Raw genomic sequence first — 15,008 nt, 5'->3', positions numbered from 1 at the left:
GTAACGGTTGATACAGATGCGGGCGCGGCCTCGGGCCCCCTGGGCCGTGCCCCACCCAGACAGTCACAGGAGACAGAGAGTCCCAAGGAGGGCACCATGCTGATCCGTAGCTCCGACCCGTTCCGTGAGTTCGACCGCCTGACCCAGCAGCTGTTCGGGACCGGTACGACCAACCGGCCGGCCGTCATGCCGATGGACGCCTGGCGCGAGGGCGACAAGTTCGTCATCGAGTTCGACCTCCCCGGCGTCAGCCCCGAGACGATCGACCTCGACGTCGAGCGCAACGTCCTGACCGTGAAGGCGGAGAGAGTCCCCAACAACGGTGACTGGCAGATGCTCGCCAACGAGCGCGTACGCGGCCAGTTCAGCCGCCAGCTGGTCCTCGGCGACAACCTCGACCTCGAGCACATCGAGGCGGCGTACGACGCCGGCGTGCTGCGCCTGGTCGTCCCGGTCGCCGAGAGGGCCAAGCCGCGCAAGATCGAGATCTCGACCACGCCGTCCGGCAAGTCCGAGCCGGCCGCGATCGAGAGCTGACGACCGTCCGCGGATCAGCCGCCCGCGAACGGCGGCAGGAACTCGACACTGGACCCCGGTGGGACCTCGATCCCGCCGGGGTCCTCCGTTCCGACCGGGCGGTCGCCGACGAGGGCCGAGCAGACGGCCAGCACGTCGGGCAGCCGGGTGCCGGGGTGCAGGTCGGCGGCGCGGCGTACGACCTCCGCCATCGTGATCGGGCCGTCCACCTCGAGCAGGTCGGACCCCGTGCCGGCGGCAGCTTTGGCCGCCGCCCAGTAACGGACCGTTATAGCCTTTGTCACTTTTCTCGCCGGGGCCCTTCCAATGTGACCGACACGTTTCGTTAGTATGCGGCAACGATCAACAGGCCGAAGCCCAACGTTGCGTTTCGGTGCTCCTGACTCCTGAAGAAGGAACCCCCGCATGAGCACCCTCTTGCTGCTGACCAGCTCCCTCCAGCCTTCGGCGGAGGTGCTGCCGGGCCTCGCACTCCTGGGACACCAGGTGAAGATCCTCCCCGCCGAGGGCAGCGCCCTCCTGGAGGCCCCGGACTCTGACCTGCTGCTGGTCGACGGCCGACAGGATCTCGCCCACGCGCGTGACCTGTGTCGCCTCATCCGTACGACCGGCACCGACGTCCCCGTCCTCCTCATCGTCACCGAGGGTGGCCTCGCCGTGGTCAGCCACGACTGGGGCATGGACGACGTCGTCCTGCACACCTGCGGTCCCGCCGAGCTCGAGGCGCGCATCAAGCTTGCCATCGGCCGGCTCTCCGCACAGCGCGAGGCGGCCGACCCCGAGGCCCACGTCATCCGGTCCGGTGAGGTCGTCGTCGACGACGCCACCTACACCGCCAAGGTCGGTGGCCGCCCGCTCGACCTGACGTTCAAGGAGTTCGAGCTCCTCAAGTTCCTCGCCCAGCACCCGGGCCGCGTCTTCTCCCGGCAGCAGCTGCTGCAGGAGGTGTGGGGCTACGACTACTTCGGCGGCACCCGCACCGTCGACGTCCACGTACGCCGTCTGCGCGCCAAGCTCGGCCCCGAGAACGAGACCCTCATCGGCACCGTCCGCAACGTCGGCTACCGCTTCGTGCTGCCCACGAAGACCGCCGAGAGCCAGGCCGACGCCGCGCGCGTCGCGGCTGCGTCCTCTGCCGCGTCTGTTGCCTCCGCCGCCTCTGCGTCGGCCGCGCCGCAGCCGCGGGTCGAGGCCGAGCTCTGATCGACGTCACGGGGATCGCCTCGCTGACGGCCGCCGCCGACGGCGTCGCACCGCTCGACGAGGCGACCCTGCTGACCGTTCGGCACCATCCCGAGCGGGTACGCACCTGGGGGGACAACCGCGGTTTCGGGCTTCTCGTCGGCCGCGAGCTGTCCCTCGTCGTACTCCCCCACCACCGCGGCACCGGACTCGGCACCCGGCTCCTCGCCGAGGCGCCGCTGCCGGAGCCGACCCCCGACGGCCCCGTCACCGCGTGGTCCCACGGCGACCATCCCGCCGCCGCGGCGCTCGCCGCCTCGCACGGCTGGCGACGGGCCCGGGAGCTGTGGGTCATGCGGCGGCCCGCCGCCGGCCTGCCGCCCCTCGGGCCGGCGCCCGACGGCGTCGACGTACGCGGCTTCCGGCCCGGCGACGAGTCCGAGCTGCTCCGGGTCAACGCCGCCGCCTTCGCCCATCACCCCGAGCAGGGCTCGCTCGACCGCGCCGGGCTCGAGGAGCGGATGGGTGAGCCGTGGTTCGACGCTGACGGGCTGATCGAGGCGTGGGTCTCGACAGGCTCGACCATCGGAGGCGGCTCGACCAGCGGTGAGCGGCTGCTGGGCTTCCACTGGACGAAGCGGCACAGCGAGACGCTCGGCGAGGTGTACGTCGTCGGCATCTCCCCCGACGCCCAGGGCCGTGGTCTCGGCAGGTACCTCACGCTCGCCGGTCTCCACCACCTCGCCGCCCGGTCCGACGACCGGCCTGGTGTGGACGAGATCCACCTCTACGTCGAGGCCGACAACGAGCCCGCCGTACGCCTCTACTCCGGCCTCGGCTTCACGCACGCCCAGGCCGACACGCACGTGCAGTACGTGCGCGACTGACCGACGTCTCCCTGGGTCGTCGTCGGGGCGCGGTCAGAGCCGCGGCCGCACGTGCAGCCCGACCTCGGGGTCGACGATGACCTCCTGCGCGGCGGGCATGCCGTCGACGGTGAGCTGGGCGCCGAGGTCGACGTTGCGCTTGACGAGGCCGAGGGCGATGGGGCCGAGCTCGAAGTGGCGGGCGGAGGTGCCGACGAAGCCCACGGAGCGGCCGTCGAGCTCGAGCGGCGCACCCACGGGAGGCAGGCGGTTCTCGGAACCGTCGAGGTGGAGCAGCACGAGCCGGCGCGGCGGGCGGCCCAGCGTGTGGACCCGGGCGACGGTCTCCTGGCCGCGGTAGCAGCCCTTGTCGAGGTGGACGGCGGCCCAGTCGATTCTCAGGGCGGGGCTCGTCTCGCCGACCTCGCCGGGGACCCAGCCGACCTCGTTGGGGATGGTCCGCGCGTCGGTGTCGAGTCCGAACCGCGGCTCGCCGCGCTCGATCCGGAGCGCCTCGAAGGCCCACAGACCGCAGGCGGGGCCGGCGGCCTCGGCGTAGGTCGGCAGGGATTCGCGCGGGACGAAGGAGTACCCCTGCACCGGACGCCACACGGTGGCCAGCGACTCCTCGACCGTGACGGTGACGTCGGACCAGAACTTCATCCGCTCGAGGAACTCGACGAGCGCGGCGGCCGCGCCGGGCTCGGTCCACGCCGTGAAGGCAGTGCCGTCGTCGACCCCGGAGAAGAAGTGCTCGACGTGGCCCTGCGGCGAGAGCACGAGCGCGGAGGTCCAGACGCCGGGCGCGAGGTCCTCGAAGTACTGCGAGGTGAGCTGGTGGAGCCAGGTGAGGCGGTCGGGTCCGGCGATGCGTACGACGTCGCGGTGTGAGAGGTCGACGAACCCCTCCCCGGACGTCAGCGTGCGCTGCTCGACGTTGAAGGAGCCGTAGTGGCCCGCGACCGCGGCGTCGATGCCGTCGCCGGCTACCGCGTCGGGCAGGTCAAGAAGCGGGCTGGCCGTGGTCATCGTCTGGTTGCTCCTCACAGGTCGTGCACTCGCCGAAGACGGTCAGGTGACCGAGGTCGGCCTCGAAGTCGTAGTCCTTGCGCAGCCGCTCCACGAGCGGCGCGGCCACATCGGGTTCAACAGAGGAGACCCGCTGACACTTCCGGCAGACGATGTGGAAGTGCTCGTGGCCGGAGGTGGAGTGGTACGTCGACACCCGGTCGCTCAGGTGGGCGTGCCGCACCAGGCCGAGCTCCTCGAGGAACTCGAGGTTGCGGTAGACAGTGGAGAGGTTGATGGCGGAGGACGAGCGGCGTACCTCCGCCAGGACGTCCTCCGGGGTGGCGTGGCTGAGCTTCTCGACGGCGGCGAGGACGAGCTCGCGCTGCGGGGTCAGCCGGTAGCCCTCCGCCCGCAGCCGCTCGCGCCAGTCCTCGCTCGACATCGTGACCGTCCTCAGGACGTGGCCCTCTGGAGCCGTGCCCAGATGTGCGGCTGCAGCGGCTGCCCCATCGCCGCCATGTCGTAGGCGTAGAGCAGGTCGCCGTCGACGTTGCCGTAGAGGCGCTTGCCGCCGACGTACTCCTTCGCCGTCTCGGTGCGGGCCACCGCGTCGGTGGTGATCTCGAGCTTCCCGCCCTCGGCGTGGCCGTAGTAGATCTCGACGAAGCCGGTGGCGTGGGAGAGTACGAGCTCGACCTGGCCCTCGGGCTTGGTCCGCAGGAAGCCGGTCTCCAGGGCGGCGTCGCGGATCTTCTCGCCGGTCTCTGGATCGATGATCCAGGTGCGGGAGAAGTAGTGGAAGAACGGCCGGCCGTCGTGGGTGAAGATCAGCTCCTGCCCGAACTGGAACGGCTCGATCGTCGGGTAGTCGCCATGGCCGTTGCCGCGCCAGGTGCCGAGCATCCAGGCGACCGGGCCGGCGTCGGGGTGGAGGTTGTCGGGAAGCTCGAAGGGCACGGGCCCAAGTCTAGGGTGAGGGCGTGGTGAGGAAGCTCGTCGTGAAGGTGACCGCCGGCGCGGAGGACGCGGAGCGGTGCAACCAGGGGTTCACCGTGGCCGCCGCGGCCGCGACCGCCGGGGCGCCGGTGTCGCTGTGGTTGACCGGGCAGGCGGCGTGGTTCGGGGTGCCCGGGCGCGCGGCGGAGTTCGCGCTGCCGAAGGCGACGCCACTCGCCGATCTGCTGCAGGTGGTCCTCGGGAGCGGGAGCGTCACGGTGTGCAGCCAGTGCGCGGCCCGGCGGGAGATCGGCGAGTCGGACGTGCTGGACGGCGTACGCATCGCCGGGGCGGCGGTGTTCGCCGAGGAGGTGCTCGAGGACGGCGTCCAGGCTCTCGTGTATTGAGGACCGGGCCTCGGGTGCGCCGATACGATGCTCGGGATGGACACGCCGAACCCCGGTGAGGGTCGTCGCTGGTTCCGGCGTACCGGCAACGAGCCGACCGACTCCGAGCAGCAGGGCAGCGAGCCGCAGAGCCTCGCGGAGGTGAGCGCGCTCGCCGATCGGCATGCCCGGGCCGCGGAGCAGGCGCACGCGCTGCGGGCGAGCGCGGAGCGCGCCGCCTCCGAGCAGGCCGCCGAGCGGATCGTCGCCGAGGAGAGCGCGGCCGAGCACGCCCGCGCCCGCGAGGAGGCCGACCGGCTCGCGAAGGAGCACGCCGAGAAGGCCGCGCAGGCGCACGAGGCGCGGCAGGCCGCGGAGCGCGCGGCCGAGGAGGCAGCGCGGGCGCGGGCCGAGGCGGAGGCGCTCGCCGAGACCCGCAGCCAGGAGCGGGTCGCCGCCGAGGAGGCGGCGGCCGACGCCGTACGCCGCCACGAGGAGGCCGCCCGGGCGGCCGAGGAGCTCGCGCAGCGGCGTACGGAGGCGGAGGAGGCGGCCAAGGCGAGCGCCGGGAAGGCCGAGCAGGCCACCGCCGCCGCGGCGGAGGCCCACGAGCGGGCCAGGTCGCACGCGGAGGCCGCCGAGGCCGCCCATGCCGCACGGAGCGCCGCCGAGGAGGCCGCGCGGACGCGGGCGGAGGAGGCCGAGCAGGCCCACGCCGCCCGGCAGCAGGCCGAGCAGACGGCGGCCGAGGCCCAGGCGGCCGCGAAGGCGGCGTACGCCGGCCGGGCGGAGGCGGAGCGGCTGGCGCACGAGGCGTACGCCGCGCGGCAGGCGGCCGACGCCCGCGCCGAGGAGCACGCGCAGGCGCGGGCGGACGCCGAGGACACCGCCGGTCGCCACGCCGCGGAGGCGGCAGCGGCGAACAAGCAGAGGTACGCCGCCGAGGCGGCCGTCACCGAAGCCGCGCGAAAGGCCGAGGAGGCGGCGCGGGTCGCCGAGGAGGCGCACGCCGCGCGGGAGCGGGCCGAGCAGGCGGCCCGGGAGCAGGCCGAGGCCGCGGCCGCGGCGCACGCCGCCGCCCAGGCCGCCCACGAGCGCGCCGAGCAGCTCGCCGAGGCCGCCGCGGCGTCGCACACCGAGGCGGAGGCGGCCTACACCGCGCGGCGGGCCGCCGACGCGCGCGCCGAGGAGCACGCCGACCTCGCGCTCGACGCTCACCAGGCCCGCGGGGCGGCCGAGCAGGCCGCCGTCGCCGCCCACGAGGCACGGCTCCGCGCGGAGGAGGCCGTCCGGGCGGGCCAGGAGGCGCTCGCCGCGGCGATCGGCGAGCGGGAGGCCGCCGAGCGGGGTACCGCCGAGGCCCTCGCCCGCGTCGACGCCGCCCACCAGGAGGCGCGCGCGATGGTCGACGCGGCCCTCGAGGACCGGCTCACCGCCGAGGCGTCGGCCGCCGAGGCGCACCGGCTGCTGGCGGAGGCCGAGGCGCGGGCGGAGAAGAACCAGATCGACCGGCAGGCCGTCGAGGCGTCCATCCGCCATCACGCCGAGCTGGTCGAGCAGGCGCTCCAGGAGCGGCTCGCCGCCGAGCGCCGCGCCGCCGAGCTCGCCACCGAGCTCGCCGCCCTCCGCGACGGCGTCGCCGCGGCACTGCGCGAGAAGGGCTCCAAGAAGAGCGTCCAGGCGCTCGAGGCGATGCTCGCTGCGGCGGGGACTGCCGGCGGCGCGAGCGGGAGCGGTGGGAGCGGTGGGTCCGCTCGGACGGCGGTCGAGCCAGAGCCCGAGCCGACGCCCGAGCCGACCCCCGAGCCGACGCCGGCGAAGAGCGCGTGGATGGCGGCGGTCGAGATGGCCGAGACCGGCAAGCTCCCGCCGGCGAGCGTGACCCGCTTGGCCCGGGCGGAGCCGGCGGAGCGACCGCGCCCGGTGCAGGCCGTGCCGGCGTACGCCCCCGACCCGTCGGCCCACGCGGCACAGCCCGACGACACCGGCACGCTGCGGTCGTTCACTCCCGAGAGCCGGCTCGGCCTGCTCACCGCGGGCGAGGTCACGGTATCCGAGGACGGCGTGCTCGACATCCGGAAGGGCAGCCGGACCTACCAGTTCGACCTGTACGACCAGGCCACCGAGGTGCGCATCCACGGCAAGCCCGGCCAGCGCCGCTGGCGGGTCGAGTTCCACAGCTCTGACGCCTCGTCGGTCGTCGTCGACGGCCGCATGGTCGACGCCGAGGCCTTCACCCGCGAGGTCCTGCGCTGGCGGCCGGACGCGGCGGGGTAGGCGCGGCGGGCTGCGTCAGGAATCCCCGGCCAGCCGGGGAAACCTGACCTTGTCAGGTGTCTGAACACCCCACAAGGTCGGATTTCCCCTGCCAGCCGGGGAAACGTGAGGGGTCAGCCCGGCGAAACGTGAGGCCTCACAGCGCCCCGCGCACGACCGCAGCGATCTCGGTGACGGCGGCGCGGGCGGTGTGGCCGGCGCCGATGACGTTGAAGAACCCGTGGATCTGGTCGGCGTACCGCTTGAGCGTGACCTTCACGCCGGCCTCCTCGAGCCGGGCGGCGTACGCCTCGCCCTCGTCGCGGAGCGGGTCGAACCCCGCGGTGGCGACGTACGCCGGCGCGACGCCGTCGGGGATGTCGGCGAACAGCGGCGCGTGGCGCGGGTCGCGGAGGTCGGTCCCGGCGGGCAGGTAGTTCCGGGTCGCGGCGTCGATGAACCCGGCGGTGAGGTAGAAGCCCTCCGCGAACAGCTCGCGGCTGCGGGTCGGCTCCTGCTGGGTGGCCGGGTAGACGAGGAGCTGGAAGGCGCACTTCTCGCGTACGACGAGCGCGACCCCGGCGGCCAGGTTACCGCCCGCGGAGTCGCCACCGACGCCGATCCGGGCCGGATCGGCGCCGAGCTCGGCGGCGTGCTCGACCGCCCAGGTGAAGGCGGCCACCGAGTCGTCGTACGCCGCGGGGAACGGCGCCTCGGGCGCGAGCCGGTAGTCGATCGCGAGGACGCGTACGCCGGCCCGCTCGGCGACGAAGCGGCAGACCGCGTCGTGGGACTCCAGGTCGCCGAAGATGAAGCCTCCGCCGTGCAGGAAGACCAGCAGCGGGCCGACCGCGGCCGCGCCGGTCGGGACGTAGAGCCGCGCCGGCAGACCCGCCGCCACCAGGTCGCGGACGGCGCCGATCGGCTGGCTGCCACCGGCCAGACCGGCCTGCCTCCGCATGGCGACGCGACCGGCCGGGATGTCGAGCTGCGAGGGGTCCGACTCCCCCGCGAGCCGCTCGAGGAGCAGCAGCAGCTGCGTGTCGGGCGCCAGCGTCTGGCCGTCCAGCTCGACGGGCCTGCCGGCGAGCCGCCGCTGCACGGAGAGCGGGAGGTTCATCGCGCCGACGAAGGCGGCCTTCTCGGCGGCGTACCTCACCGTGCCCAGCGCCGGCACCAGGGTCTCATCGATGGTCTGCTTGAGGGTCACGCACGGCAACCTACTGGACCGTAGCCCCGACGGGCGGCGAGCCGTACGCAACCCGCTGTTCACCTCGCGGGTGAGACACTGGGCGACATGAGCCTCGACAGTCCGCAGGCACCGACCCAGTCCGCCGACACCACGGCGAGCCTGACCGCCGTACCGGACCAGCCGTTCGACGTGGAGCCGGAGTACTTCCCCGACCACGACGCCCTGGCCGAGGTCGAGAAGTACGACGACAGGTTCCTCGACCGCGAGCTCTCCTGGCTGCGCTTCAACCAGCGGGTGCTCGAGCTGGCCGAGGACCCGACGCTGCCCCTGCTCGAGCGGGTCAGGTTCCTGGCGATCTTCACCTCGAACCTCGACGAGTTCTTCATGGTCCGGGTGGCCGGCCTGAAGCGGCGCATCGCCGCGGGCGTCGCCGTCCGCGCGGCGTCCGGGCTGATGCCGCGCGAGGTCCTCGAGCAGATCTGGCGCACCACCCGAGAGCTCTCCGAGCGGCACGCGCGCGTCTTCGCCGAGGAGATCGTCCCGGCGCTCAAGGACGAGGGCATCCAGCTGCTCCACTGGGAGGACCTCGACGCCGAGGAGCAGAAGTACTGCAAGAAGCTCTTCAAGGAGCGGGTCTTCCCCGTCCTCACCCCGCTCGCGGTCGACCCGGCCCACCCGTTCCCCTACATCTCCGGGCTCTCGCTCAACCTCGCGGTGCTGATCCGGGACCCGAAGACGAAGAAGGAGCACTTCGCCCGGGTCAAGGTGCCGCCAATCTTCACCCGCTTCGTGCCGCTCGGCAACGACCGGTTCGTGCCCCTCGAGGAGGTCATGCGGGAGCGGCTCTCGAAGCTCTTCCCCGGCATGCAGATCCGGGAGGTGCACACCTTCCGGGTGACCCGCAACGAGGACCTCGAGGTCGAGGAGGACGACGCCGAGAACCTCCTCACCGCGCTCGAGAAGGAGCTGCTGCGGCGCCGGTTCGGCCCGCCGGTCAGGCTCGAGGTCGAGGAGTCGATCTCCGACTCGGTGCTCGAGCTGCTCGTCTCCGAGCTCGGGATCTCCGACAAGGAGGTCTTCCGGCTGCCCGGTCCGCTCGACCTGCGCGGCCTGAACGGGATCGCCGACATCGACCGGGACAACCTGAAGTACCCCGCGTTCGTCCCCAGCACCCACCGCAAGCTGGCGCCGGTCGAGTCGGCCGCGCCGGTCGACGTCTTCAAGGCGGCGCGGCGCGACGACGTACTCCTCCACCACCCGTACGACTCGTTCGCCACCTCCGTCCAGCGCTTCATCGAGCAGGCCGCCGCCGACCCGTACGTGCTGGCGATCAAGCAGACGCTCTACCGCACCTCCGGCGACAGCCCGATCATCGACGCGCTCATCGACGCCGCCGAGGCCGGCAAGCAGGTGCTGGTGCTGGTCGAGATCAAGGCCCGGTTCGACGAGCAGGCCAACATCCGCTGGGCGCGCAAGCTGGAGCAGGCCGGCTGCCATGTCGTGTACGGCCTGGTCGGGCTCAAGACCCATTGCAAGCTCGCCCTCGTCGTACGCGACGAGCCGGACGGCATCCGGCGCTACACCCACATCGGGACGGGCAACTACAACCCGAAGACCTCCCGGCTGTACGAGGACCTCGGCCTCATCACGACCAACGAGGCGATCGGCGAGGACGTCGCCCACCTGTTCAACAACCTCTCGGGGTGGAGCCGGCAGGCGTCGTACGAGCAGCTGCTCGTCGCCCCCGACAACGTCCGCTCGGGGCTCATCGACCAGATCCACGCCGAGATCGCCCACCAGCAGGCGGGCCGGCCGGCGCGGATCAGGATGAAGGCCAACTCGCTCGTCGACGAGGCGGTCATCGACGCGCTCTATCTCGCCTCGCAGGCGGGGGTGCCGGTGCAGCTGCTGGTCCGCGGCATCTGTGCCCTGCGGCCGGGCGTGCCGGGCCTCTCCGACAACATCGAGGTGCGCTCGGTGCTCGGCCGGTTCCTGGAGCACTCCCGGGTCTTCTGGTTCGAGAACGGGGGTACGCCGGTGGCCTGGATCGGGTCGGCCGACCTGATGCACCGCAACCTCGACCGGCGGGTCGAGGCGCTCGTACGCCTGCCCAGCGAGGACCTCGTCACCCAGACCGACGAGCTGCTGACGCTCGCGTTCCAGCCGACCACCGACGCCTGGCTGCTCGGCGAGGACGGGAACTGGACCCGCAACCACGCCCCGGTCCACCTGCAGGAGAAGCTCATCGAGCGGCAGCGGCGCCAGCGGCGTACGCCGTCGGCGTAGCCGCGTCGTCGCTTGTGCTTCAGCGATCGGCCTCCCCTAGCATGTGGATCGTTCTGCCTCTACACGCCAGGAGTTCTCCGTGCGTTTGCGTCTACGTCCGGTCGACACGTCGTTCTACGACCTGTTCACTGAGTCGGCCGGGCACCTGGTCGGAGGGGTCGCCCTCCTGGCCGAGATGCTGAGCGATACGGCCGACCACAAGGAGGTCGCCAGCCGGATGCGCGATGCCGAGCATGCGGCCGACGAGACCACCCACTCGCTGGTCCGGAAGGTGAACTCCACGTTCGTGACGCCGTTCGACCGCGAGGACATCTACGCCCTCGGCTCCGGCCTCGACGACATCATGGACTCGATGGACGAGGTGGTCGACCAGATCCTCGTGTACGAGGTCAAGGTGCTCCCGCCCGAGCTGTCCGAGCAGGTCGACGTACTCCAGCGGTGTGCCGAGCTGACAGCGACCGCCATGCCGAAGCTGCAGTCGATGCATCAGCTCGAGGAGTACTGGATCGAGATCAACCGGCTCGAGAACCAGGGCGACAAGAACCACCGGCGGATCCTCGCGAAGCTCTTCTCCGGAGAGTTCAAGGCGATGGAGGTCCTCAAGCTCAAGGACATCGTGGAGTCCCTCGAGGACGCCATCGACGGCTTCGAGAAGGTGGCCAACATCGTCGAGCAGATCGCCGTGAAGGAATCCTGATCCGGTGGAACTCGCCATCGTCATCGCGGTGGTCGTCGTCGCCCTCGCGTTCGACTACACGAACGGCTTCCACGATGCGGCGAACGCCATCGCCACCTCCATCTCCACCCAGGCCCTCACCCCGCGCATCGCCCTCACCCTCGCCGCGGTCATGAACTTCGTCGGCGCGCTCCTCGGGCAGGAGGTCGCGCACACCGTCAGCGACGTGCTCGCGCTGGGCGAGACCGACACCAAGCACGCGCTCGTGATCGTGCTCGCCGCGCTGGTCGGCGCGATCGTGTGGAACCTCATCACCTGGTACTTCGGCCTGCCCTCGTCGTCCTCCCACGCGCTCATCGGAGCGCTCGTCGGTGCGGCGTTGGCCGCGGGGTCGACGTACGCCGTCGTCCATTGGAAGACCGTTCTCGACAAGGTGATCATCCCGATGGTCGCCTCGCCGATCGTCGGCTTCGTACTCGCCTTCCTGGTCATGCTCGCGGTGCTGTGGATCTTCCGGCGGCGCAACCCGCACAAGGTCTTCCGCGGCTTCCGGCTGATCCAGACCCTCTCCGCCGCGGCGCTCGCGCTCGGCCACGGGCTGCAGGACGCGCAGAAGACGATGGGCGTCATCTTCCTGGCGCTCATCGCCTCCGGGCACGCCGAGTCCAGCGACCACCTGCCGCTGTGGGTCATCGTGTGCGCCGCCTCGGCGATCTCGCTCGGCACCTACTCCGGCGGCTGGCGCATCATGCGCACCCTCGGCCGCCGCATCATCCACCTCGACCCCGCGCGCGGCTTCACCGCCGAGATCGTCGGCGCCACCGTCCTCTACACCACCGCGTTCGCCTGGCACGCCCCCATCTCGACCACCCACACCATCACCTCCGCCATCATGGGCGCCGGCGCCACCAAGCGCTTCTCCGCCGTCCGCTGGGGCGTCGCGGGCAACATCGTCGCCGCCTGGGTCCTCACCTTCCCGGCTGCCGGGCTCGCGGCCGCTGTCTCGTACTGGGTCCTGAAGCTGGTCCTGCTCGGGGCGTGAGCGGGCGGGGTCGCGCCGGCCGGGGTAGTCCGGGACGAAGCGGTCGTTCTACTCGCGAGTAACCGACCGTTTCGTCCCGGACTACCCCGCTGACTCGGCCGCCTGTGGAGAGCCGGATGCGCTCCCGCGGCGTACGACCGATCCTCGGTGCGTGACGAGACGAGCACCCCACTTCCGGCCGCCGGCGTACTCCGCCGCGCGCCCGGGTCTCGTCCGTCCGATCGCCATCGATGCCGATGGGAAGGCCGGGCCGACTCCGCGCCAGGCACGCGGGTCGGGCTGGCGGCGTACGAGCCACGGGCTCTACGTACCGGCAGACATCGACGGCGACGATCCTGCACAACGCGTGCTCGAGGCCGCGCAGCTCATCCCCGCCTTCGACGCCCCGGGCTACGGCGGCGTGACGGGCTGGGCGGCGTTCGCCTGGTACGGCGCCCGCTGGTTCGACGGCTTCGACGACCGCGGCCACCGTCTGCCGGTCACGCTCGCCGTCATCAACCACCGGATCCGGCCGCAACCTGGGATCACCGTCACCGCCGAGCGATTCCTCCCTCGCGAGTTCTCCGTCCTGGACGGCGTGCCACTGACCGATCCGGTCACGTCGATCGGCTATGAGGTGCGGCACTCCGACGACCTCCGCACGGCCGTGAAGTGGCTGGCCATGGCGGCCTACTCCGACCTCGTCAGCATCGCCGAGATGAAGGCGTACGCCGCGGGGCTCAACGGGTGGACCGGCATCCCGCAGCTGCGCAAGGCGATGTCGTTGGCCAGCGAGAACAGCTGGTCGCCCACCGAGGTCGACGCCCAGCTCATCTGGATGCTCGACCTCGGCCTGCCCTCCGTGCTGTGCAACCAGCCGATCTTCGACCTCGACGGCCGGCACATCGGCACGCCGGACCTGCTCGATCCGACGGCGGGTCTGATCGGTGAGTACGACGGCGCGCTCCACTTCGAGGGGAAGCAGCGCCGGAAGGACCTCGACCGCGAGGCCGACTTCAGGCGGGTCGGACTCGAGTACGTCACGATGGTCGCCGCCGACCGCCGCAACCCGGCGGCGTTCATGCGGCGCACCCTGGACGCGCGGGCGCGGGCCATGGCGAGGACCGGTCCGCGCCGCTGGACCATCGATCCCCCAGCATGGTGGACGCCGGTCACCACCGTGGCGCAGCGGCGCGCTCTCAGTGCCGATCAGCGGGCGCGGCTCCTGCAGGGTCGGGCAGCGTGATGCCCGATTTCCGGGGTAGTCCGGGACGAAACGGTCGCTCTACTCGTGAGTAGCCGACCGTTTCGTCCCGGACTACCCCGCCGACCCCACCACCTATCCCGCCGACCCGACCACCGAGTCCGCCAGCCGGCCGACCAGCTCCCGGAGGATCGGGCGTGGGGTGGCGAAGTTGAGGCGTACGAAGCCGCGGCCGGCGACGCCGCAGGCGGCGCCGTCGGTGAGGGCGACGCCGGCCTTCTCGGAGAAGTACTCCGCTGGGTGGTCGCCGAGGGCGAGGGGGCGGCAGTCGAGGAAGGCGAGGTAGGTGCCCTCGGGCATGACGTAGCCGACCGACGGCAGCTGCTCGGCGAGCAGGTCGCCGAGGAGGCGGCGGTTGCCGTCGAGGTAGTCGAGGACCTCGGCGAGCCAGGGACCGCCGGCGGAGTACGCCGCGGTGTTGGCGACGACGCCGAGGTTGGCGGCACCGTGCTCGTCGTGCCTCCCGACCTCCGCCCAGCGGCGGGCGTCGGCGTCGTTGGAGAGCACCAGCTGCGCGCACTTGAGCCCGGGGAGGTTCCACGCCTTGGAGGCGGACATCGCCGTCACCGTGTGGGAGGCGGTGAGCTCGGAGACCGCGGCGTACGGCACGTGCCGGCGGCCGGGGTAGACCAGCGGGGCGTGGATCTCGTCGGAGAAGACCCGGCCGCCGTGCCGGTCGACGACCTCGGCCACGGCCGCCATCTCGGCGGGCTCGAGCACCCGCCCGATCGGGTTGTGCGGGTTGCACAGCACGAGCAGCTGCCCGCCGGCCCGGAAGGCGGCGTCGAGCGCGTCGAGGTCGTAGACGTACCGCCCGTCCTCGACCGCCATCGGCACCTCGAGGATCGAGCGGCCGAGGCTGCCGGGCACCGTCAGGAAGGGCATGTACGCCGGCGTCGGGACGATCACCGGCGACCCCGGCTCGGAGAAGTGCTCGATGGCGGCCTGCAGCCCGGCGATCACGTCACCGAGCGGCCGGATCCGCTCGACCGGGACCTCCCAGCCGTAGCGGGTCGCCAGCCAGCCGGCCGCGGCCGCGGCCATCTCCTCGGAGAGCCGCGGCGGCAGGTAGCCGAAGAGCCCGTCGTCGACGGCCCGGTGCAGCGCCTCGGTGATCGCCGGCGCCGTGCCGAAGTCCATCTCGGCGACGAACGCCCCGAGCTTGTCGGGGAACCTCGCCCACTTCATCCCACCGCTACGGCGCAGGTCGGCCACGGTGACGTCGTCGAACGACACGGTCTGGGTCATGGAGCCCCCTTCGGGCGCGCGGAGACACGCCCGAGAGGTCAGAGTTCAGGCGCCTCCAGCACCGTATCGCCCCAACGTTAAGAGTCTGTTGCACCTGAGGTCTTTGCCTTGTGGGCCGGCGTCGCCGGTTCCTAGGTTGCTGCGTGG

General features: G+C 72.1%; 15 protein-coding genes. 9 read left to right on the top strand and 6 right to left on the bottom strand.

What is annotated here, in order from left to right; all coding sequences use genetic code 11:
* Positions 1-96 precede the first annotated feature (96 nt).
* A complete protein-coding gene (locus ABLE53_RS08690; protein WP_348858410.1) occupies positions 97-537 on the top strand; it encodes an Hsp20/alpha crystallin family protein in 441 nt (146 codons plus the stop codon).
* Positions 538-551: 14 nt separating this feature from the next.
* Here ABLE53_RS08690 and ABLE53_RS08685 read toward each other — a convergent pair whose 3' ends face one another.
* Positions 552-821 (bottom strand): MoaD/ThiS family protein, encoded by a 270-nt coding sequence (locus tag ABLE53_RS08685; protein WP_348858408.1) that lies wholly within the window; start codon positions 819-821, stop codon positions 552-554.
* A 121-nt stretch (positions 822-942) separates the two neighbouring features.
* On the opposite strand from ABLE53_RS08685, the gene ABLE53_RS08680 reads away from it, so the two are divergent.
* Together ABLE53_RS08680 and mshD are read left to right on the top strand one after the other, a co-directional pair.
* Entirely contained in the window at positions 943-1,740 is a 798-nt protein-coding gene (locus ABLE53_RS08680; protein ID WP_348858406.1) for a response regulator transcription factor, read from the top strand.
* The gene (mshD, locus tag ABLE53_RS08675; protein WP_348858856.1) at positions 1,737-2,606 is read left to right on the top strand and encodes a mycothiol synthase; all 870 of its coding nucleotides are present in this window, start codon (positions 1,737-1,739) and stop codon (positions 2,604-2,606) included. Before ABLE53_RS08680 ends, mshD begins: the two co-directional genes overlap by 4 nt.
* A 33-nt stretch (positions 2,607-2,639) precedes the next feature.
* Here mshD and ygfZ read toward each other — a convergent pair whose 3' ends face one another.
* Genes ygfZ through ABLE53_RS08660 form a run of 3 tightly spaced genes read right to left on the bottom strand, consistent with a single transcriptional unit; the run spans position 2,640 to position 4,553 of the window.
* A complete protein-coding gene (gene ygfZ, locus ABLE53_RS08670; protein ID WP_348858405.1) occupies positions 2,640-3,614 on the bottom strand; it encodes a CAF17-like 4Fe-4S cluster assembly/insertion protein YgfZ in 975 nt (324 codons plus the stop codon).
* On the bottom strand, positions 3,589-4,038 hold the full coding sequence (locus tag ABLE53_RS08665; protein ID WP_348858403.1) for a Fur family transcriptional regulator: 450 nt from the start codon (positions 4,036-4,038) through the stop codon (positions 3,589-3,591). The genes ygfZ and ABLE53_RS08665 overlap by 26 nt, the downstream gene beginning before the upstream one ends.
* 11 nt (positions 4,039-4,049) lie before the next feature.
* Positions 4,050-4,553 (bottom strand): heme-binding beta-barrel domain-containing protein, encoded by a 504-nt coding sequence (locus ABLE53_RS08660; RefSeq protein WP_348858401.1) that lies wholly within the window; start codon positions 4,551-4,553, stop codon positions 4,050-4,052.
* Between the two features lie 23 nt (positions 4,554-4,576).
* Between ABLE53_RS08660 and ABLE53_RS08655 the strand changes: the two genes are divergently transcribed.
* Positions 4,577-4,939, top strand: coding sequence for a DsrE family protein (locus tag ABLE53_RS08655; RefSeq protein ID WP_348858399.1), 363 nt, complete (start codon positions 4,577-4,579; stop codon positions 4,937-4,939).
* A 36-nt stretch (positions 4,940-4,975) separates the two neighbouring features.
* Complete coding sequence (locus tag ABLE53_RS08650) at positions 4,976-7,195, top strand: coiled-coil domain-containing protein (protein WP_348858398.1); 2,220 nt, start codon at positions 4,976-4,978, stop codon at positions 7,193-7,195.
* A gap of 136 nt (positions 7,196-7,331) precedes the next feature.
* Here the strand turns inward: ABLE53_RS08650 and ABLE53_RS08645 are convergent, their stop codons facing one another.
* Positions 7,332-8,384, bottom strand: coding sequence for an alpha/beta hydrolase (locus ABLE53_RS08645; protein ID WP_348858397.1), 1,053 nt, complete (start codon positions 8,382-8,384; stop codon positions 7,332-7,334).
* Positions 8,385-8,471: 87 nt separating this feature from the next.
* Here ABLE53_RS08645 and ABLE53_RS08640 point away from each other — a divergent pair, with 87 nt between their 5' ends.
* The 4 genes from ABLE53_RS08640 (at position 8,472) to ABLE53_RS08625 (ending at position 13,595) form a co-directional block, all read left to right on the top strand.
* Positions 8,472-10,652, top strand: coding sequence for an RNA degradosome polyphosphate kinase (locus ABLE53_RS08640; protein WP_348858396.1), 2,181 nt, complete (start codon positions 8,472-8,474; stop codon positions 10,650-10,652).
* A gap of 79 nt (positions 10,653-10,731) precedes the next feature.
* On the top strand, positions 10,732-11,349 hold the full coding sequence (locus tag ABLE53_RS08635) for a DUF47 domain-containing protein (protein WP_348858394.1): 618 nt from the start codon (positions 10,732-10,734) through the stop codon (positions 11,347-11,349).
* Positions 11,350-11,353: 4 nt separating this feature from the next.
* On the top strand, positions 11,354-12,370 hold the full coding sequence (locus tag ABLE53_RS08630; protein WP_348858393.1) for an inorganic phosphate transporter: 1,017 nt from the start codon (positions 11,354-11,356) through the stop codon (positions 12,368-12,370).
* A 151-nt stretch (positions 12,371-12,521) separates the two neighbouring features.
* Complete coding sequence (locus ABLE53_RS08625) at positions 12,522-13,595, top strand: hypothetical protein (RefSeq protein WP_348858391.1); 1,074 nt, start codon at positions 12,522-12,524, stop codon at positions 13,593-13,595.
* Between the two features lie 93 nt (positions 13,596-13,688).
* On the opposite strand, the gene ABLE53_RS08620 is transcribed toward ABLE53_RS08625, so the two are convergent.
* Entirely contained in the window at positions 13,689-14,861 is a 1,173-nt protein-coding gene (locus ABLE53_RS08620) for a MalY/PatB family protein (protein WP_348858390.1), read from the bottom strand.
* Positions 14,862-15,008: the final 147 nt, after the last annotated feature.

This window comes from Nocardioides asiaticus (assembly GCF_040049175.1).
Taxonomy (GTDB): Bacteria; Actinomycetota; Actinomycetes; order Propionibacteriales; family Nocardioidaceae; genus Nocardioides; species Nocardioides cheoyonin.
The sequence above is the reverse complement of the archived record's forward strand: the minus strand, read 5'-3'. Positions and strand labels throughout refer to the sequence as shown.

What these genes read in the sequence shown, in the direction of transcription:
- ABLE53_RS08690 (WP_348858410.1), top strand. Translation starts at nt 97, where the DNA reads ATGCTGATCCGTAGCTCCGACCCGTTCCGTGAGTTCGACCGCCTGACC.
- ABLE53_RS08680 (WP_348858406.1), top strand. Translation starts at nt 943, where the DNA reads ATGAGCACCCTCTTGCTGCTGACCAGCTCCCTCCAGCCTTCGGCGGAG.
- ygfZ (WP_348858405.1), bottom strand. Translation starts at nt 3,614, where the DNA reads ATGACCACGGCCAGCCCGCTTCTTGACCTGCCCGACGCGGTAGCCGGC.
- ABLE53_RS08665 (WP_348858403.1), bottom strand. Translation starts at nt 4,038, where the DNA reads ATGTCGAGCGAGGACTGGCGCGAGCGGCTGCGGGCGGAGGGCTACCGG.
- ABLE53_RS08650 (WP_348858398.1), top strand. Translation starts at nt 4,976, where the DNA reads ATGGACACGCCGAACCCCGGTGAGGGTCGTCGCTGGTTCCGGCGTACC.
- ABLE53_RS08640 (WP_348858396.1), top strand. Translation starts at nt 8,472, where the DNA reads ATGAGCCTCGACAGTCCGCAGGCACCGACCCAGTCCGCCGACACCACG.
- ABLE53_RS08620 (WP_348858390.1), bottom strand. Translation starts at nt 14,861, where the DNA reads ATGACCCAGACCGTGTCGTTCGACGACGTCACCGTGGCCGACCTGCGC.